General features: G+C 67.0%; 15 protein-coding genes and 1 tRNA gene. 7 read left to right on the top strand and 9 right to left on the bottom strand.

What is annotated here, in order from left to right; translation table 11 throughout:
* Positions 1-308 precede the first annotated feature (308 nt).
* The gene (locus OG788_RS24975; RefSeq protein ID WP_406373565.1) at positions 309-2,243 is read left to right on the top strand and encodes a toll/interleukin-1 receptor domain-containing protein; all 1,935 of its coding nucleotides are present in this window, start codon (positions 309-311) and stop codon (positions 2,241-2,243) included.
* A 328-nt stretch (positions 2,244-2,571) separates the two neighbouring features.
* Here OG788_RS24975 and OG788_RS24980 read toward each other — a convergent pair whose 3' ends face one another.
* The 4 genes from OG788_RS24980 to OG788_RS24995 form a co-directional block, all read right to left on the bottom strand.
* The gene (locus OG788_RS24980) at positions 2,572-4,527 is read right to left on the bottom strand and encodes a hypothetical protein (RefSeq protein ID WP_406373567.1); all 1,956 of its coding nucleotides are present in this window, start codon (positions 4,525-4,527) and stop codon (positions 2,572-2,574) included.
* 267 nt (positions 4,528-4,794) lie between these two features.
* Positions 4,795-4,868 (bottom strand) — tRNA-Pro (locus tag OG788_RS24985).
* Between the two features lie 28 nt (positions 4,869-4,896).
* On the bottom strand, positions 4,897-5,700 hold the full coding sequence (locus OG788_RS24990; RefSeq protein WP_406373569.1) for a Pr6Pr family membrane protein: 804 nt from the start codon (positions 5,698-5,700) through the stop codon (positions 4,897-4,899).
* 310 nt (positions 5,701-6,010) lie between these two features.
* Entirely contained in the window at positions 6,011-6,937 is a 927-nt protein-coding gene (locus OG788_RS24995; protein ID WP_406373571.1) for a metallophosphoesterase, read from the bottom strand.
* A gap of 176 nt (positions 6,938-7,113) precedes the next feature.
* On the opposite strand from OG788_RS24995, the gene OG788_RS25000 reads away from it, so the two are divergent.
* Positions 7,114-7,578 (top strand): GatB/YqeY domain-containing protein, encoded by a 465-nt coding sequence (locus tag OG788_RS25000; protein WP_351543058.1) that lies wholly within the window; start codon positions 7,114-7,116, stop codon positions 7,576-7,578.
* 86 nt (positions 7,579-7,664) lie between these two features.
* Here OG788_RS25000 and OG788_RS25005 read toward each other — a convergent pair whose 3' ends face one another.
* Positions 7,665-9,959: a transglycosylase domain-containing protein gene (locus tag OG788_RS25005; RefSeq protein WP_406373573.1), complete on the bottom strand. Its 2,295-nt coding sequence runs from the start codon at positions 9,957-9,959 to the stop codon at positions 7,665-7,667.
* 405 nt (positions 9,960-10,364) lie between these two features.
* On the opposite strand from OG788_RS25005, the gene wblA reads away from it, so the two are divergent.
* Positions 10,365-10,703 carry a transcriptional regulator WblA gene (gene wblA, locus OG788_RS25010; protein WP_028799159.1) on the top strand — a complete coding sequence of 113 codons (339 nt, stop codon included), beginning with the start codon at positions 10,365-10,367 and terminating at the stop codon, positions 10,701-10,703.
* Between the two features lie 132 nt (positions 10,704-10,835).
* On the opposite strand, the gene OG788_RS25015 is transcribed toward wblA, so the two are convergent.
* Positions 10,836-12,224, bottom strand: a complete 1,389-nt coding sequence (locus OG788_RS25015) for an ArsA family ATPase (protein ID WP_351543064.1) — start codon at positions 12,222-12,224, stop codon at positions 10,836-10,838.
* On the bottom strand, positions 12,221-13,198 hold the full coding sequence (locus tag OG788_RS25020) for an ArsA family ATPase (RefSeq protein ID WP_406373575.1): 978 nt from the start codon (positions 13,196-13,198) through the stop codon (positions 12,221-12,223). Before OG788_RS25020 ends, OG788_RS25015 begins: the two co-directional genes overlap by 4 nt.
* A gap of 174 nt (positions 13,199-13,372) precedes the next feature.
* Here OG788_RS25020 and OG788_RS25025 point away from each other — a divergent pair, with 174 nt between their 5' ends.
* From OG788_RS25025 to OG788_RS25040, 4 genes are all read left to right on the top strand, one after another.
* Positions 13,373-13,534 (top strand): DUF4177 domain-containing protein, encoded by a 162-nt coding sequence (locus tag OG788_RS25025; RefSeq protein ID WP_143608830.1) that lies wholly within the window; start codon positions 13,373-13,375, stop codon positions 13,532-13,534.
* Complete coding sequence (locus OG788_RS25030) at positions 13,531-14,001, top strand: RidA family protein (protein ID WP_261704750.1); 471 nt, start codon at positions 13,531-13,533, stop codon at positions 13,999-14,001. Before OG788_RS25025 ends, OG788_RS25030 begins: the two co-directional genes overlap by 4 nt.
* Positions 14,002-14,359: 358 nt before the next feature.
* On the top strand, positions 14,360-15,229 hold the full coding sequence (locus OG788_RS25035; protein WP_406373577.1) for an NUDIX hydrolase: 870 nt from the start codon (positions 14,360-14,362) through the stop codon (positions 15,227-15,229).
* Positions 15,226-16,056, top strand: coding sequence for an MBL fold metallo-hydrolase (locus tag OG788_RS25040; RefSeq protein ID WP_406373579.1), 831 nt, complete (start codon positions 15,226-15,228; stop codon positions 16,054-16,056). Before OG788_RS25035 ends, OG788_RS25040 begins: the two co-directional genes overlap by 4 nt.
* A gap of 102 nt (positions 16,057-16,158) precedes the next feature.
* On the opposite strand, the gene OG788_RS25045 is transcribed toward OG788_RS25040, so the two are convergent.
* Positions 16,159-16,977 (bottom strand): nucleotidyltransferase, encoded by an 819-nt coding sequence (locus tag OG788_RS25045; protein ID WP_406373581.1) that lies wholly within the window; start codon positions 16,975-16,977, stop codon positions 16,159-16,161.
* A gap of 173 nt (positions 16,978-17,150) precedes the next feature.
* A complete protein-coding gene (locus OG788_RS25050) occupies positions 17,151-17,825 on the bottom strand; it encodes a Crp/Fnr family transcriptional regulator (protein ID WP_006382668.1) in 675 nt (224 codons plus the stop codon).
* Between the last annotated feature and the right edge of the window lie 134 nt (positions 17,826-17,959).

A 17,959-nucleotide genomic window follows, 5' to 3' on the forward strand; every position in this document is an offset into this window, starting at 1 on the left:
TGGGGAAAGTGGGGTTAGTGCGAGTGCCCGGGGGATCGGCCGAGCAGACGTTCGCGGTGGGCTGGGTCCTGCAGGTCTCAGGACAGCAGGTCAGTGACCTGGACTTTGGTTCATCCACTTGACAACAGTCCGAAGTTGCGATGCTGCCAAGTGCTACTAGTCTGGGAGGTGTTAGGGAGTCCGTACCTCGCTGCAGGTAGTCCTATAAATTACTGACCCGGCGGGTGCTGAGGCCCCCGGTGTCGGCTGTTGCATTCAGCCGATCGATCCCCATCGGTGCTTCTGGCGCACAGCGACAGGGTGAGAAGATGGACTCGATACTTAAGGTCGCCGCATACGGAGAAGACCTTCCTGGCGACGTAATTGGAACTCATCAGGTCGTCCATCTCCTCGAGCGGCTCGGTGGCGTGCTTGAGCGACGAATGTTGACGTGGCGCGATGTTTCGCTGCTACTCGTAGCAAATTCGAAAAATGCAGCTACCATTAATGTGCAACAAGACACCGATCAGAACATCAGGGAAGGCCTTGAGGAGTTTTGTTCAAGCGAGGATTGGTGGCCCTCGCTGATTGGCGCGTCTGTATTCAGCTCATTCTTCCGGTCGGCTGACCAATCGAACCTTGACATATCTGACGGCCTGCTCGTGGTGGCGTTCTCGAGTTCAGTATTCGATAAAATTCCGGTGGCGTGCGAGGTAACTAAAAAGCAGGGCGATCGACGTTACGCTGGAAAGCGGGTGCTTCACAGTGCAATTCAGGCATACTGCGAGAAGATTTCAGACTTCGGGCTTAATATGAGTCAAGATGACGTGGCGGAGAGCTCGACAGGCATCATATTTACGAGCGGTAGCGGTCATACGGAAGCTCGGCAAGTTGTTGATTTTAAGGACTGTTTCGCTGTCGGGCAAGAGCTGCTGGCGGCAGCAGACGAATTGAACGCGGAGCTCGTCGGGGGGTGTGCCACGAACCGATCGAAGAACCAGTTGCAGTCTCTATATTATTCTGACGAAATCAATCATCGAGTGCGGTATAAGTACACCTATCAGCATGCAGCGGTGCTGGCTCTCCTGCCGCATATCCGTGCGCGACTGCACCTAAACCACCCGTATAAGCATGTGGCCGATCAAGGGAAGCTGAAAATAGTTTTCCACCCTCAGGATCAGTATGCCGAGGGCAGGTATTTCTACATACAGGAGATCAACGACCAGCCTCCAATCGACTTCCTCGCCAACTACTGGGGTTTCACGAAAGACGAGCTGAATAGAATGGTGACCGAAAGGGTGGCGATTCCTGTCGAGCCCAAGGCCCATCTAGTTACTATCGCCTCATCCTTGAATAGATGGGATGTGAATGTTTGGCCCAATGTTCCTATATGGCTCGATGAGATCAACGATAAAGTCATGTTGCGTTTGGTAAGAGCCGAGGCGGAGGATGGCAATTTCTATCTAATGGAGATGGACCCGCTTGATTTGAATGCCAAAATTCTCATGGGTACAGTGCACGCTAACTACAACAGGAATGCATCGATCATTGCTTTTCTTTGCGAAAGTCGGAAGATTGTGCTTAACCACAATGGGAGCAATGTTGAAGCGGAAGATGTAGTTTCTGGTTCCCCGGCGGAAGGCGCCGCTGTGGGGGTGTATTTGAATGGCGAGTACTCCACCGGTAGTCGAGTCTCCATTGGCTATCACAACTATTCGCAGATTGGCGCCATCTTCCCAGACCGACCAATCGACTCTCTGCCGCCGCAAATAATAGCGGCGAAGAGAACGGCGAAGGTTAGGCTATTCGCGTGCCATGCCAGTCGAGACAAGCCGACGGTTCGGGCCTTCATTGGATATCTGCAGGGCCACATCCAGGGCTCGACAATGTGGATTGACGAGAGGGAAATTAAGGCAGGTGACATCCTGCAGGATGAAATTCGCGCAGCGATGGCCGAAGAGGATCAACTGGTTATTCCATTCCTGAGTGACAGGAGTGTGGAAGCAGACTGGGTGAAAAGAGAGCTGAGTTGGGCCTTTGAAGAGGAGAAACGGCAAGGGCGAACCATAGTTTTGCCTGTTGTCCTTGACGACAGAGGTGACGCAGTTATGGACGAGATTAAGAGTAATTGGAACAAGCGGCTTTCCAGGCCAATTCGAGAAAGACTGTATATAAAGGTAAATGATTTCACCGAGGAAGAGCTACGAAGCAAGGCTCGACGGCTTGCCGGCCACATAGCCAAACGGCTCGCAGATGAATCTTGAACTGGTGCGAGGAGGTGCTCGGCGTAGCGTCTTTGGGGTGACGTTGCTTTGTTCCCGATCAAGCGCTCGGAAAATACAGGTAATGGCCGTAGCGGCGCGATGCCCTGCCGTGAATGGCTCTGCCGGCACGTCAATTGCGCGCGATGCGTGAGTCATGCCCTGTGGGGGTGGCCTATGTACGGTTTACCGGAATGCGTCGAGCAAGGTCTTAAATCACGAGACGGGATGCGACCTGGAGGCGGCTCTCGGGCTTGTAAGGAGATGACGATTTAGCGATCGATCGGGCCGTCACCTTCCACAGGTGACGGCCCGATCGGCCTGGCGTCCTCTATGAGTCGGCTCGACGCCCGAAGAGTCCTCCGCCCTGGGTCAGGATTCGCTGCTCGACGTTGACGAGTCCCAGGAGCGCGGCGGACAGGGCGGTTGGCTCAAGTAGCTGCCGCACGTCTTCCTCACCGATGCGGATCGGTTCAGCGTTCTCCGTCTTGCCGACGAGAGTTCCGTTCAGCCGTTGGGCGTGCACCACGTGCGCGACCGCCTCTTCGCCGTAGACCCGCTGCACCAACTCCTGCACCTTCGTCGGATCGGCCTTCGGCCAGATCTGGTCGGCCCAGTGATTGAACTCCTGCACGAAAACAGGGTGAGCGGAGTTGAGGTACACGACACCCCGGTACACCGTCTCGTCGACGGTGTACACGTCGTTGGGTACGTACTGCCCCAAGTGCTTGCTTTCGTCGGGGTCAAAGCGCTTCCAGATGAACGCGGGATAGCCGCCCCGTACTCGGGAAGGCGACCCCTGCATCGAACCGGCCGCCGTAGGTACCAACACGTGTCGAGGGCCCGACGTTCCGCCTGTTCCTCCAGGCCGCCCGTTTCCTCCGGCGGGCCGCGGACCGCGGACGCCTGGACTGCCGGCGAACGAGCCGCTCGGGTTACCAAGTACCTTGCCCAGGGCTGAGCTGAGAACTCGAGAGGCCTTGAAGCGAGGGTTCAGCCGATCGAGGATCCGCGCAAGGTTCTTGGCCATCGACGCGTCCGTCTGCGTGGTGTCGCGAGCTCGGGCAGCCTCCCGCGCCTTGGCCAACTCCTCCGGGAAGTTGTCAAAGAAGGCGTCTCCCCACACTTCCCAGGGCAACTCCAAGCCGCCCTTGCCGAAAAGCATGTGGCGGGATGCCTGAGTGATCACACCCCACTGGGTGGGCCGACTGTCGCTGTAGACCGGAGGGCGGACGATCAGCCAGGTACGTCCCATGATTTCGTCGGTGATGCCGAACAAGCGGTATCGGCTTTTGCTCCGGTCCGCGTGATAGGCCTCGCCCTGATAGTCCACGACCACGGTGGGCCGCTGGGCGATGTAGTCGGACGTACCGCTGACGGGATTTTCCGGCTCCGGGACATAGAACCAGTCCACCTCGGTCCCGTGCTCGTCGACCGTGATTGTGCCTGTCACGGCAGTATCAGGGATGTAGTGCCGCAGACCGTAGACGCGCCGAGGGCGCCACACCATGGCCCTGCCATCGGGCAGTGCCACAGTCTTGTCCCGGGTGTCTCGACGGTCGCTGTTCCGTTTGGCGTACAGGTCTACAACCGTAGTCTCGATTGCCGCGCCGTCCCTCTTCGGCACTTCGATCAGTCGGCTGTTGAGGTACCGGATGAGGTCGTCGACCGTTTCCTTACGAGAAGGCTCCTGGTCTCCCATCCACGTGTCGCTGTCGGGCTCCGCCCCCAGCAGCACCATGATCGTTCCGGTCGTCATCCATGAAGGGCGGACGCGACTCCAGTCGCAGCCGTGTTCATCGTCCATGAACGGCCGCACAACGTCGGTGAGGCTAACGAATTCACCGTTCTCGTCCTCGGCGGACCACTCCCTGAGGGCGTAGTTGCCGTCGTTGTCACGGTAGATCCACAGCATGGCGCCGTCCGGCGCTTCGGTCGTGTAGCTGATGACGACGACGCCGTATGAGTTCCACGGCAAGACTGATGACTTGAAACCCTGGCCGAAGTTGCCGTCCACGCCGATGGGTTTGCCGCCGCCGCCGAAGGTCGTGAGGAAGACCTTGAGGTCCTCCGGACGCATACCGGTGCCGTTGTCCATGATCGTGCGACGGAGAACGCCCTGTCGTTCTGCGGCCTGCTCCTCGATCCCGAAATGGATGATCGATGCGCCGCTTTCCTCGGAGTTCTTCCACGCCTCTCGCGCCCACTGGTAGGGCCCGCCGGCTTCGTACGCCTGGCGGATGAGATGTGGCGTGGCCTCCGTAGGCACATGCACGTACCTGGGCATACCTGCCCCCTTCTCCCCTAGAACCGCAGCCCTAGAAGTCTCGACAAGAGCGGCAGCCCTTGTCGAGATCACCCTACTCGTCCACTTCTGGGGGGCGCGAGTGAATTAAGGGGACGAGTGGAGGAGGGGGCTCGGCGGCCTCTCAAACGGCGACCCTAGCGAGGACGCCTTCAAGATCTTCTCCCAGAGTTCTCCCAAGAGGCTCTGGAAACCACTCAGGGGCCTGACCCGCCATGCGGATCAGGCCCCTGACCTGGTACTTCACTGTCGGGGTGGCGGGATTTGAACCCACGACCTCTTCGTCCCGAACGAAGCGCGCTGCCAAGCTGCGCTACACCCCGATCGCCGCTGCTCTCGCTGCGACGTCGTTTACTTTAGCCCACTGGTGGCCGGAGACGAAATCCGGTTTTCGGGGCGTCGTACGCGGCGTCGGACGGGGTCGGGGCGCACGTGGTCGAGGGCCACGATGAGGAGGGCCAGGGCGTAGAAGGCGACGCTGAGGACGGCGGCGTTGCCGAGGGTGCCTCCGTAGCTGTGCCGGTCCACGTCGACGAACGGGTAGGGGTAGCGCGCCGGGGTCCCGGGCGACATCATCGCGCCGCGGGCCAGGCAGAAGGCCAGGTAGGCGAGGGGGTAGAGAAGCCAGGTCGCCGCGTTGCGCAGCGCCAGCGGGGTGGGGCGGGTCAGCAGTAGCCAGTCGAGGACCACGGCGATCGGCGTGACCGTGTGGAGGAGCTGGTTGGCGACCGCGTGCCAGCCGGAGAGCGTGTCGATCTCCCCTGTCATGGAGAACGGGGCCGACTCGTTCGCCAGGATCAGGTGGTAGACCAGGCCCGTGATCGAGATGTAGATCAGCGTGCCGCCCGTCAGTACTCCGGGCAGGGGCCGGCGAGCTGACCAGGCCCGGCGGGCCGACGCCGTGAAGACCACGGCGACGAGCAGGTTGGTCTGGATCGTGAAGTAGCTCAGCACCCGGGCCGGGTCGCCCAGCTTCAGGTCGATGGCCACGCCCGCTGCTGCCGCGAGAGCCACCAGGACGCGGTAGGCCGCCGTGGCCGGGCGGCGCGTGGGAGCCACCACCGCCGTCGCGGGGACGAAGGAGTAGTGGTTCGACGAGGGGATACCCGGTATCGCGGGGAGATCGGGTATGTCCCTGGGTATGGGGTTGATCATGGCCCCACGCTAAGCGGGTGGGGCGTTTCGGGCGATATGGGGCGACTGGGTGGGTTACTCCGGCGTCGGCGTCGGCGTCGGAGCCGGAGTCGGCGTCGGAGCCGGACTCCGCACCGGCCCGTGCGGCCTGACCCAGTACAGGCCGAGGCCCCGTGTCACCGGAACCTCGCACCGCCTCCGGCTCGCGTCCCCGACGCGCCGAACCGTCTCGGTCTCGCGCCCCGCTGAGTGATCATCCCCCGGAGCCCGGAGCCCGGAGCCCGGAGCCCGGAGCCCGGAGCCCGGAGCCCGGAGCCCGGAGGAGTACGTGTTACGTCCGTTCCACCAGCGTCAGCAGTGACGCCTCCGGCGGGCAGGCGAACCGGACCGGGGTGTAGCGGCTCGTTCCGCAGCCGGCGGAGACGTGCATGTAGGACGTCCGGCCCTCCGCCATATGCCTGGAGAGGCCCTTGACGCGGTCCGTGTCGAGGTCGCAGTTGGTGACGAAGGCGCCGTAGAAGGGGAGGCAGAGCTGGCCGCCGTGTGTGTGGCCCGCCAGGATCAGGGGGTAGCCGTCGGCCGTGAACGCGTCCAGGGCGCGCAGGTACGGCGCGTGCACCACGCCCATCGAGAAGTCGGCCGACTCGGACGGGCCGCCGGCCACGCGTGCGTAGCGGTCGCGCTTGATGTGCGGGTCGTCGAGGCCGGTCAGCTCCACCTCCGCGCCCTCGAGCTTCAGCGTCCCCCGGGTGTTCGTCAGGTTCAGCCAGCCCGCGGTGTCGAAGCCGTCGCGCAGGTCCTCCCACGGGTTGTGGACGGCGCCCACGACCGGCTTGTTGCCGTTCAGTCCATGACGGCCCTGTGCCTTCTCGAGCAAGTACCGGGCGGGGTTGCGGAGCGTGGGCCCGTAGTAGTCGTTGGAGCCGAAGACGTACGCACCCGGGAACTCCATCAGCGGGCCGAGCGCGTCCAGGACCTCGGGCACGCCCTCCGGGTCCGAGAGGTTGTCCCCGGTGTTGATCACGAAGTCGGGGCGCAGGCCGGCCAGGGAGCGCAGCCAGCGCTGCTTCTTGCGCTGGCCCCCCACCATGTGGATGTCCGAGACCTGCAGGACGCGCAGCGGTCGCATCCCGGGCGGCAGGACGGGGACCGTCACCCGCCGGAGGCGGAAGGAACGGGCCTCGAACCCCGCCGAGTACAGCAGACCGGCGGCGCCCACCGCCGTGATTCCCAGGGGTACTCCGTATCGCGCGCGCATACGTCCATCGTGTCAGACCCCGGAGAGCCCGCGTGCCCCCCTGTGGACAAGCCGGCACGAAAGGTGCGAGAGCCGCCGATCGGGCTCGTGGGCCTCGATCGGCCTCTGCCCGTCCGCCCGGGCGCGCGGTGAAATCAACAGGCGGCCGCGTCACCGCACCTGCGACACTTGACGGCATGACCACGCTCAAGTCGAAGTTGCAGGAAGACCTCAACGCCGCGATCAAGGGGCGCGACGAGCTCCGCTCCTCGACGCTCCGGCTGACCCTCACCGCGATCACCAAGGAAGAGGTCGCGGGTACCACCAAGCGCGAACTCTCCGACGACGAAGTGCAGAAGGTGATCGCCCGCGAGGCGAAGAAGCGTCGTGAGGCCGCCGACGCCTTCGCGCAGGGCGGGCGTGCCGAGTCGGCCGAGCGGGAGCGGGCGGAGGGCGAGGTGCTCGCCACATACCTGCCCAAGCAGCTGTCCGACGAGGAGCTTCAGCAGATCGTCGCCCAGGCCGTCGAGGAGGCGAAGGCGGCGGGTGCCGAGGGACCGCGTGCCATGGGCCAGGTCATGAAGATCGTGAACCCGAAGGTGGCCGGCCAGGCCGAGGGCGGCCGTGTCGCCGCCGTCGTGAAGCAGCTGCTCGCGGGCTGACGCCTCACGCCGAACGCCCCGTGGGCCAGGAGCAGATCCTGGCCCACGGGGCGTTCGGCGTTCACGCGCCGTTGCCGGCGTACGGGTCAGTTGCGCTGACCGCCGTTGTCGTTGCCGCCGTTGTCGTTGCCCTGGATCCATCCCTCGGGGATGGAGAAGGAAGGCGTCGGGACCACCACTCCGCCGTCGGTGAGACCGCCGTCGGTCAGGCCGCTGATGGTGTTCCCGTTGGTGGTGTTGCCGTTCCCGTTGCCGCCGTGACGGCCGTTGTTCCCGTCGTCGCGGCCGCGGTCCTCGTCCTTGTCCTTCTTGGGGTCGGGGATGTTGACCAGGTTGAAGGACGGGGAGTCCTTGCCCACGAGGGCGCCCGTCATCAGGTCCCGCCAGATGGGGCCGGGGACCTGACCGCCGTACACCTTGTCGTGGTAGACGCCGCCGATCTGGATGCCCACCATGTGGACCCGCTGCGAGGCGCTGCCGACCCAGACCGCGCCGGACATGTTCGGCGTGTAGCCGACGAACCAGGCGTTCTTGCGCTCGTCGGTGGTACCCGTCTTACCGGCGTTGGCGCGGTCGGTGAGACCGGCCTGCTGGCCCGTACCGGAGTCGATCACGCCGCTCAGCAGGCTGTTGACGGTGTCCGCGGTCTTCTCGGACATGGCCCGCGAGCACGTCGACTTGGGCACGTCCAGGGACTTCTCGCGTTCGCCGATCTGCTGGCTGATCGACTCGATGGCGATCGGGGTGCAGTACATGCCGCGGGAGGCGAAGGCGGCGTAGGCCGTGGCCATGGTGAGCGGCGAGATGCCCTTGGCGCCCAGGGCGATGGAGGGCACCTGGGGGAGCTTGTCGCCGTTGCCCTGGACCACACCGAGTTTGCCGATCTGGTCCATCACCGGGCAGAGGCCGATGTCGGAGATCATCTGCACGAAGTAGGTGTTGACCGACTTGGCCATCGCCTCCTTCAGCTGGTACGGGCCCTTCTCGTCCGCGCTCTCGTTCGGGACCTGCTCGTTCGCCTGGTTCGTCCACGGCTTGCTGCCGCAGGTCTGCACGGGGCTGGGGTACGGCATCTTGTTCGGCGAGGAGTATTCCTGGGTCGCCGGCCGGCCCTGTTCCAGCGCGGCCGCGGCCACGAACGGCTTGAACGTCGAACCCGTCGGGAAGCCGTAGTTCGAGCCGCCCATGCCGTAGTTGACGGAGTAGTTGATCTCCGTCTCGTTCTTCCCGTAGCCGTACGGCTTCGACTGGCCCATGCCGAGGATCTTGCCGGTCCCGGGCTCGACCAGGGTGGCCGCGGCGGCGACCTTGTCGGACTTGTTGACGTGATCCTTCAGCGACGCCTGGATCGACGCCTGGGACTGCGGTTCGAGCGTCGTGCGGATCGTCAGGCCGCCCCGGTTCCAGACCTTCGCCCGGGCTTCCTTGGTCTTGCCGAAGACCGGGTCGCTCAGGAAGACGTTCTCCACGTACTTGCAGAAGAAGCTGGAGCCCTTGGCCGCCGTGATGCAGCCGTTCTTCGGCTTGCTGACGTGCAGCCCGAGCTTCGCCGCCTTCGCGGTGTCGGCCTGCTCCTGGGAGATGTCGTGCACCTCGGCCATGCGCTGCAGGACGGTGTTGCGGCGCTTGGTGGCCTCTTCCTCGTCGTTGACCGGGTCGTACCGGCTCGGCGACTGGACGATGCCCGCGAGGAGCGCCGACTCCTGGAGGTTCAGCTTCTTGGCCGGCTTGGAGAAGTAGCGCTGGGCGGCGGCCTCGACGCCGTAGGCCTGCTCCCCGAAGAACGTGATGTTCAGGTAGTTCTCGAGGATCTTCTTCTTGCCCAGTTTCTCTTCCAGCTGGATCGCGTACTTGAGCTCGCGGATCTTGCGGCCGATGGTCTGCTGGGTGGCCTGGGCGACCTTCGTCGGGTCGTCGCCGGCCTCTTCCACGAAGTAGTTCTTCACCAGCTGCTGGGTCAGCGTGGAGGCGCCCTGGGCGACCCCGCCGTTCTGCGCGTTCTGGTTGACCGCGCGCAGGATGCCCTTCAGGTCGACCGCGCCGTGCTGGTAGAAGCGCGAGTCCTCGATCGCGACGATCGCCTTCTGCATGTAGGGCGAGATGTCCTTGAGGTCGATCACCGTGCGGTCGCGTGAGTAGACCGTGGCGATCTGGCCGCCCTTGCTGTCCAGGATCGTGGTCCGCTGACTCAGCGACGGGCTCTTCAAATTGTCCGGAATGTCATCGAACCCCTGGACCGAGCCCTTGGCCGCAAGGCCGAGCGCGCCCGCGGCGGGCAGCGCGATTCCGGCCATGACGGCGCCCGCGAGCACGCTGACACCGAGGAACTTGGCGGCCTGCTGCGTAGGGGACAGACCACCACCCGAGCGCTTCTTTGGCATGAGGGCAGCCTACGTTCTCATTCGCCGGACACGCGTATATGCCTTGGCCTAAGCTGCTCTCAACTGTCACAGCAGTGCGGCCACGTATCAATACGTCCGGCGACCCCGAATCGTTCCGGAGGTTCCGCGTTCCTGTGGAGCGTGTGTCCGAATCAGCCTTGTGTGTCACTCGGCGTCCGTTGTGACTCAACTGAACTGTCCCGGTTTGCCGGGATGGTCGCGCATGTCCTCGGCTCACTCCCCCGGGTGATCTGCCGCTTACGCATAGTCCGTTCGGGCCATTCAAGATTGGGCCCGAAGGGGGTGTTGCGCTGTGCCCACCTTCCGTAACGTCCTCAACTGGCGGCGGTGAATATGCCGCTGCCGCCGTGGGGGAGCCTCGATTCGGGAGAGGACGGCGCCGGTATGGGCTGGGTAACCGACTGGAGTGCGCAGGCGGCCTGCCGCACTACCGATCCGGATGAACTGTTCGTTCAAGGAGCAGCGCAGAACAGGGCCAAGGCAGTGTGCACCGGATGTCCGGTTCGCACGGAGTGCCTCGCCGATGCGCTCGACAACCGCGTCGAATTCGGCGTGTGGGGTGGCATGACCGAGCGCGAGCGCCGCGCATTGCTGCGCCGGCGACCGACCGTCACCTCGTGGCGTCGCCTGCTCGAGACCGCGCGTACGGAGTACGAGCGCGGCGCGGGCCTGCTGCCCCTCGACGAGGAAGAGGTGTACGAGCGCTACGCGGCCGTGGGCTGAGGGGAGTCCGCCCCTTCGGGGGCAGGACGTCATCCCCGGGCCCCTCAAGCCCGTCCGGGCCCTTCTGCGGCCCGTCCGGTGTCGCGGGGGCCGGCAGGGGCTGAGTGCGCCCCTCAGGCTTCTCTCGCAGGCTCAGCTCTCGGGCAGCTCGTGCCGATGGGCCGCGAGCCGGTTTCCGATGTCCCGCAGCCCCACGAGATCGTGTACGTCACCGGGCAGCGCGGCCACTTCGGCCACCGGCACCTCCGGGTGGCGCGCGGCGAAGCGGTCACGCGTGCGCTGCTCGCGGGAGAGCAACTGCATGCGCTCGGCGTGGAGCCTCAGAAGTCCTGCGGTGAGCTGGTCGATGGATCGCTCGGGGTCCGTGGCGGCGGTCCGGTCCGTAGCGGTGGTGCTCTCCGGGGCGGTCGTCCTGTCCGTGGCGGCGGGGGAGCCTTCGTCAGGAGCTGGTGTCTCGGAAGCCGGTGATTCTGAACTGCCGTACGTGTCGGGAGAGTTACGAAGTCCAGCTTTCCCGTCCCCCTGATCCACAATGCGGGCCTCGTCAAGATTTTCTGCGGCGGCGGATTCAAGATCTTCCGCGACGACGGAATCGAGGTCTTCCGCCGCGGCGAGCGCACGCTCGGCGGACAACTGGGCGGCGCCGCTGCCGTGCACCCGGTTGAGCACCAGCCCGGCGAACGGCATGTCCTCCGCGGCCAGCCGCTCCACGAAGTACGCGGCCTCACGCAGCGCGTCCCGCTCCGGAGCCGCCACCACGAGGAACGCCGTGCCGGGCGCCTGGAGCAGCTTGTACGTGGCGTCGGCCCGCGTCCGGAACCCGCCGAAGGTGGTGTCCATCGCCGCGACGAACGTCTGGACGTCCTTGAGGAGTTGACCCCCGAGCAGCTTGCCCAGGGTGCCGGTCATCATCGACATCCCGACGTTCAGGAACTTCATGCCCGCCCGGCCGCCCAGCTTCGCCGGCGCCGTCAGCAGCCGGATCAGCCGCCCGTCGAGGAAGGACCCGAGCCGCTTGGGGGCGTCCAGGAAGTCCAGTGCCGAGCGGGACGGCGGGGTGTCGACCACGATCAGGTCCCACTCGTCGCGCGCCCGCAACTGGCCCAGCTTCTCCATCGCCATGTACTCCTGCGTGCCCGCGAAGCCCGCCGAAAGCGACTGGTAGAAGGGATTGTTGAGGATGACGGCCGCCCGCTCGCCGTCCGCGTGCGCCTCGACGATCTCGTCGAACGTGCGCTTCATGTCGAGCATCATGGCGTGCAGCTCGCCGCTCCCCTCGACGCCCTTCACCCGGCGCGGAGTGTTGTCGAGGGAGTCGATGCCCATGGACTGCGCCAGTCTGCGCGCGGGGTCGATGGTGAGCACGACCACCTTGCGGCCGCGCTCCGCGGCACGCAGCCCGAGGGCCGCGGCCGTGGTCGTCTTGCCGACGCCGCCCGAGCCGCAGCACACCACGATGCGGGTCTTCGGGTCGTCGAGCAGCGGGTCGAGGTCGAGGACGCGGGCGGGGTCCAGACTCATGACATCCCTTGCTTACGCAGCTGTGCGGCCAGTTGGTAGAGACCCGCCAGATCCATGCCCTCGGCGAGCAACGGGAGTTCGTGCAGCGGCAGGCCCAGCTCGGCCAGGACGCTCCGCTGCTCGGTCTCAAGGGTGTACCGCTCGGCGTACTCCCCGGCCTGCTGGAGAAGCGGCCCCACCAGCCGTTCGGCGAGTCCGCCGCGCCGCGCGCCGCCGAGGCCGGCCGCCGAGAGCGACTTGGCGATCGCCGTACGGGGAGCGGCCTCCGCGAGTGCCAGGTCGGTGCCGTCGAGGAGTGCCGGGCGGACCATGTTCACGATGATCCGGCCCACGGGCAGCTTCGCCGCGCGCAGCTCCGCCATCCCGTCCGCGGTCTCCTGTACGGGCATCTCCTCCAGCAGCGTCACCAAGTGGACCGCCGTCTCCGGGGACTTGAGGACGCGCATGACGGCCTGGGCCTGATTGTGTATCGGGCCGATCTTCGCGAGGCCGGCCACCTCGTCGTTGACGTTCAGGAAGCGGGTGATCCGGCCCGTCGGGGGCGCGTCCATCACCACGTAGTCGTACGTGAAGCGCCCGCTCTTCTCCTTGCGCCGCACCGCCTCACAGGCCTTGCCGGTGAGGAGCACGTCCCGCAGGCCCGGCGCGATGGTGGTCGCGAAGTCGATCGCGCCGAGTTTCTTCAGGGCGCGGCCGGCGCCGCCCAGTTTGTAGAACATCTGGAGGTAGTCCAGCAGCGCCAGTTCGGGGTCGATGGCGAGGGCGTACACCTCCCCGCCCCCTGGAGCGACGGCGATCTTCCGCTCCTCGTAGGGCAGCGCTTCTGTCTCGAAGAGCTGCGCGATGCCCTGTCTGCCCTCGACCTCGACGAGGAGGGCACGCTTGCCCTCGGTCGCGAGGGCGAGCGCGAGGGCGGCGGCCACCGTGGTCTTGCCGGTACCGCCCTTGCCGCTGACGACCTGGAGCCTGCTCACGTATTCGAGCCTAACCAGTCCGCCGCCGGACTAAGCAGGAGGCTGTGGACAAGCTGCGCGCGGGGAGGCGCGATGTGGCCGGATGTGGTCGGTGGGCGCGGGTGGTGGTGAGGCGGGCGGGAGGGGGGTGGCTCGGGCGGGAGGTGGTGGTCGGCAGCGGCTACAGTCGGCCACATGACCAAGTGGGAATACGCAACCGTGCCGCTGCTCGTCCATGCCACGAAGCAGATTCTGGACACCTGGGGCGAGGACGGCTGGGAGCTCGTCCAGGTCGTGCCCGGGCCGAACAACCCCGAGCAGCTGGTGGCCTACCTGAAGCGCGAGAGGTCCGCATGAGCGGCGCGGTCGAGGCGAAGCTCGCCGAGCTCGGCCTGACCCTTCCGGGTGTGGTCCCGCCGCTCGCCGCGTACCAGCCCGCCGTGCAGTCGGGCGTGTACGTGTACACCGCCGGGCAGCTTCCGATGGTGGACGGGAAGCTTCCGGTCACCGGGAAGGTGGGGGCCGAGGTCACGGCCGAGGAGGCCAAGGAGCTGGCCCGTACGTGCGCGCTCAACGCGCTGGCGGCGGTGAAGTCGGTCGTGGGCGACCTCGATCGCATCGCGCGTGTCGTGAAGGTCGTGGGCTTCGTGGCCTCGGCGTCGGACTTCACCGGGCAGCCGGGCGTGCTGAACGGTGCGAGTGAGCTGCTGGGTGCGGTGCTGGGCGACAAGGGCGTGCACGCCCGGAGCGCGGTCGGTGTGGCCGTGCTGCCGCTGGACGCGCCGGTCGAGGTCGAGATCCAGGTGGAGCTCACGCACGCGTAGACCTCCGGCCGTTTTTGCGGTGCCGGTTCTGATGTGGGTCGGGGCCGTGCCGGTACATCCCCGTCCGTCGCCGCTGGATCAGACGTGGGCTCCTGGGGAGCCGCTGCTCGATCCGGACGTAAGCAACGGACATGTGGGATGTACCGGCACGGCCCCTTCCGCGCGTTCTCGGCTGCGGGTGGTGCGTGGCTTGCGCGCGCTTCCCTTCCCGTGTCTTTCGAGTGCGGGGAAGTTTCAGTCCCTCCGGTGTTCTAGGAGTGGGGGCTGGGGCGGAAACCCAGGCTCTGGGCGGGGCGCGAGGCGCCTGTGGGGGCGGTGGGGCCTCGAACATCCGCCCGGCTCGGGATAGCCTCCGGCCATGGGGAATGGGCAATGGTTTCCGGCGGAGTGGCCGGAGCGGATTCGGGCGCTTGCCGAGGGCACGCTGACGCCGGTGACGCCCCGGCGCGCGGCCACCGTGATGCTGGTCAAGGACACCCAGGCCGGCCCCGTGGTCCACATGCTGCGCAGACGGGCCTCCATGGCCTTCGCCGGAGGCGCGTACGCGTATCCGGGCGGCGGCGTGGACCCGCGCGACGACGAGCAGCAGATCCGCTGGGCGGGGCCCACGCGCGCGTGGTGGGCGGAGAGGCTCGGCGTGGACGAGACCTCCGCCCAGGCCATCGTCTGCGCGGCCGTACGGGAGACGTACGAGGAGGCGGGCGTCCTGCTCGCCGGCCCCAGCCCGGACACCGTGGTCGGTGACACCACGGGGGACGACTGGGAGGCGGACCGCGCGGCCCTGGTCGCCAGGGATCTGTCCTTCGCGGAGTTCCTCGACCGCAGAGGGCTCGTGCTCCGCTCGGACCTGCTCGGGGCCTGGGCCCGCTGGATCACCCCGGAATTCGAGTCCCGCCGCTACGACACCTGGTTCTTCGTGGCCGTCCTGCCGGAGGGCCAGCGCACGCGGAACGCCTCCACGGAGGCCGACCGCACGGTGTGGATCCGTCCGGCCGACGCGGCGGCGGGCTACGACAAGGGCGAGCTGCTGATGATGCCGCCCACCATCGCGACCTTGCGCGGGCTCGTGGAGTACGAGAGCTCCGCCGACGCCCTCGCCGGCGAGGCCGCCCGGGATCTGACCCCCGTCCTGGCCGAGGCGCGCCTGGAGGACGGGGAGGTCGTCCTCTCCTGGCCCGGGCACGACGAGTTCACCAAGCACATCCCGACCGGCGGAGCATCCGCATGACCGACGCAGCAGCGCTTCCCGGCCAGCCGCGAGGAACGGTCCTCTCCGGCCCCGCCACCGCGCGCGCGGTGAACGTCCTCGCCCCCAACGCCTCCGCGATGACCCTCGACGGCACGAACACGTGGATCGTGTCCGAGCCGGACTCCGAGCTCGCGGTCGTCATCGACCCGGGGCCCCTGGACGACGTACATCTGCGGAGTGTGCTGGATACGGCCGAAAAGGCCGGGAAGCGTGTCGCGCTGACCCTGCTGACCCACGGGCATCCCGATCACGCCGAGGGCGCGGGGCGGTTCGCCGAGCTGACGGGGACCAAGGTGCGGGCCCTGGATCCGGCGCTGCGGCTGGGTGACGAGGGACTGGCCGCGGGAGACGTGATCAGCCTCGGCGGGCTCGAGCTGCGCGTCGTGCCGACCCCCGGGCACACCGCGGACTCGCTGTGCTTCCATCTCCCGGCCGATCGGGCCGTGCTGACCGGGGACACCATCCTGGGGCGCGGGACGACCGTGGTGGCCCATCCCGACGGCCGTCTGGGCGACTATCTCGACTCCCTGTGCCGGCTCCGCTCCCTGACGGTCGACGACGGTGTCCACACCGTGCTGCCCGGTCACGGTCCCGTCCTCGATGACGCCCAGGGCGCGGTCGAGTTCTACCTCGCCCATCGCGCCCACCGGCTCGCCCAGGTGGAGACGGCCGTCGAGAACGGCTACCGGTCGCCGGACGAGGTCGTCGCCCGCGTCTACGCGGACGTGGACCGGTCGCTGTGGCCCGCTGCCGAGTTGTCGGTGCGGGCGCAGATGGACTATCTGCGGGAGCACGGGCTCATCTAGGGGCTGTCGTCTGGATCAGGTCGCAGGGCACGGAAAGCACCTGGGCCTGGGAATGGGTTCGGCGGGCCAGGGCGGCGTTTTCCGGCCGCCTGGAGAAGGCCTTCACGGGCGGGGCGCCTTGACGCCGTGCACGCGCGCGTACTCCCCGGCGAGCCAGGGCCCGAGGTCGTCCGTGTACGAGCGGAGCACGGCCGGTTCGCCGGTCGGCTCGTATCCGCGGACGGCTGCCTTCCGCAGGTCCGCGGCCCGCTCCGGGTAGTACGCGCCGAAGGCCTCGGCCATCTCCCCGAGGTCGCTGGTCCAGCCGTTCCAGCGCGGCATGACGAGCGTGAAGCCGGTGCGCACGAGGTGCCGCGACATCGAGCGGACCAGGGTGCGCCGGGCCTCCTCGGTGTCCGCCGCACCGTCGATCCGCTCGCGCCAGCGCGGCAGCAGCAGGGCGAGGTCGCCGTTCGTCTCGCGGGCGAGCAGCGCGTCGGGGCGGTAGCGGGGCAGGTGTGCGGCCAGATCCTCGCCCAGGAGGGGCGTACAGAGGCAGGCGACGAACCAGCCGAGGTCGTACCTCTCCAGGTCGCTCAGCAGCCGTGTACGGCTGAACAGGAGCGTTCCCACGCCGTCGATCTCGGGGAACTCCTCGTCGAGCGCGGCTTCGAGCGCGCGGGCGTCTGCGCGGTCCGCGTCCGTCGGCTCGTCGCGCAGGGAGAGCAGCAGGTCGAGGTCGGAGCGCCCCAGGCGCGCGGTTCCGCGCGGGACCGAGCCGTAGAGGTACGCGCCGTCCAGCCGCGCCCCGAAGACGTCCGAGAGGCGGTCGCGGGCCGCCGCGACGACCGGTCGGAAGGCGTACGGGACGCGCGCGGGCGATCCCTCGCGCCGGATGTACCCCTGCGCGTCGAGTCCTCTGTGGTTCTCCTGAACGGCCATGCGCCCACTGTGCCCGGGCGGACCGTCCTGGAGCAGGTCATTTACGCCCGCTCGGGCCGTGTGAGACCCGGAGGGCGGGCAGGGGTGACGGCGGGAAGGGGCAGGCACGGGCGACGACGACGGGGCCCCGCCTCGGAAGAAGGCGGGACCCCGTCGACGTACGGCGGAAGGTGTCAGCGCGAGCGCTTGGCGAGCCGCTCCACGTCCAGGAGGATCACCGCGCGGGCCTCCAGGCGGAGCCAGCCGCGGCCCGCGAAGTCGGCGAGCGCCTTGTTGACGGTCTCGCGGGAGGCGCCGACCAACTGGGCCAACTCTTCCTGTGTCAGGTCGTGCACGACGTGGATGCCCTCTTCGGACTGCACGCCGAAGCGGCGCGACAGGTCGAGCAGGGCGCGCGCGACACGGCCGGGCACGTCGGAGAAGACCAGGTCGGACATCTGGTCGTTGGTCTTGCGCAGGCGCCGTGCGACGGCGCGCAGCAGCGCCGCGGCCACCTCGGGCCGCGCGTTCAGCCACGGCTGGAGGTCGCCGTGGCCGAGGCCGAGCAGCTTGACCTCGGTGAGTGCGGTGGCGGTCGCCGTGCGCGGACCCGGGTCGAACAGCGACAGCTCGCCGATCAGCTCACCGGGGCCGAGGACGGCCAGCATGTTCTCGCGCCCGTCGGGTGAGGTGCGGTGGAGCTTCACCTTGCCCTCGGTGACCACATAGAGGCGGTCGCCGGGGTCGCCCTCATGGAAGAGAGCGTCGCCTCGCGCGAGGGTCACCTCACTCATGGAGGCGCGGAGCTCCGCGGCCTGCTCGTCATCGAGCGCCGCGAAGAGCGGGGCGCGCCGCAGAACGTCGTCCACGAGTTCTCTCCTTGTCGACCTGCTCAGGGGATCTTGCTCCCCCTTGGTACCAGGGGACCGTGTTCCCCATCTTGCCGGACGGTCCAAACAGTGTGATCAGTCACAAGTCTGCCGCACTGGCGTCCCAACGAGTG

It is taken from the genome of Streptomyces sp. NBC_00647 (assembly GCF_045207245.1).
GTDB lineage: Bacteria > Actinomycetota > Actinomycetes > Streptomycetales > Streptomycetaceae > Streptomyces.

Excerpts from the sequence above, each read along its gene's own strand:
- OG788_RS24975 (WP_406373565.1), top strand. The coding sequence starts at position 309 with ATGGACTCGATACTTAAGGTCGCCGCATACGGAGAAGACCTTCCTGGC.
- OG788_RS24980 (WP_406373567.1), bottom strand. The coding sequence starts at position 4,527 with ATGCCCAGGTACGTGCATGTGCCTACGGAGGCCACGCCACATCTCATC.
- OG788_RS24990 (WP_406373569.1), bottom strand. The coding sequence starts at position 5,700 with ATGATCAACCCCATACCCAGGGACATACCCGATCTCCCCGCGATACCG.
- OG788_RS24995 (WP_406373571.1), bottom strand. The coding sequence starts at position 6,937 with ATGCGCGCGCGATACGGAGTACCCCTGGGAATCACGGCGGTGGGCGCC.
- OG788_RS25000 (WP_351543058.1), top strand. The coding sequence starts at position 7,114 with ATGACCACGCTCAAGTCGAAGTTGCAGGAAGACCTCAACGCCGCGATC.
- OG788_RS25005 (WP_406373573.1), bottom strand. The coding sequence starts at position 9,959 with ATGCCAAAGAAGCGCTCGGGTGGTGGTCTGTCCCCTACGCAGCAGGCC.
- wblA (WP_028799159.1), top strand. The coding sequence starts at position 10,365 with ATGGGCTGGGTAACCGACTGGAGTGCGCAGGCGGCCTGCCGCACTACC.
- OG788_RS25015 (WP_351543064.1), bottom strand. The coding sequence starts at position 12,224 with ATGAGTCTGGACCCCGCCCGCGTCCTCGACCTCGACCCGCTGCTCGAC.
- OG788_RS25025 (WP_143608830.1), top strand. The coding sequence starts at position 13,373 with ATGACCAAGTGGGAATACGCAACCGTGCCGCTGCTCGTCCATGCCACG.
- OG788_RS25030 (WP_261704750.1), top strand. The coding sequence starts at position 13,531 with ATGAGCGGCGCGGTCGAGGCGAAGCTCGCCGAGCTCGGCCTGACCCTT.
- OG788_RS25035 (WP_406373577.1), top strand. The coding sequence starts at position 14,360 with ATGGGGAATGGGCAATGGTTTCCGGCGGAGTGGCCGGAGCGGATTCGG.
- OG788_RS25040 (WP_406373579.1), top strand. The coding sequence starts at position 15,226 with ATGACCGACGCAGCAGCGCTTCCCGGCCAGCCGCGAGGAACGGTCCTC.
- OG788_RS25045 (WP_406373581.1), bottom strand. The coding sequence starts at position 16,977 with ATGGCCGTTCAGGAGAACCACAGAGGACTCGACGCGCAGGGGTACATC.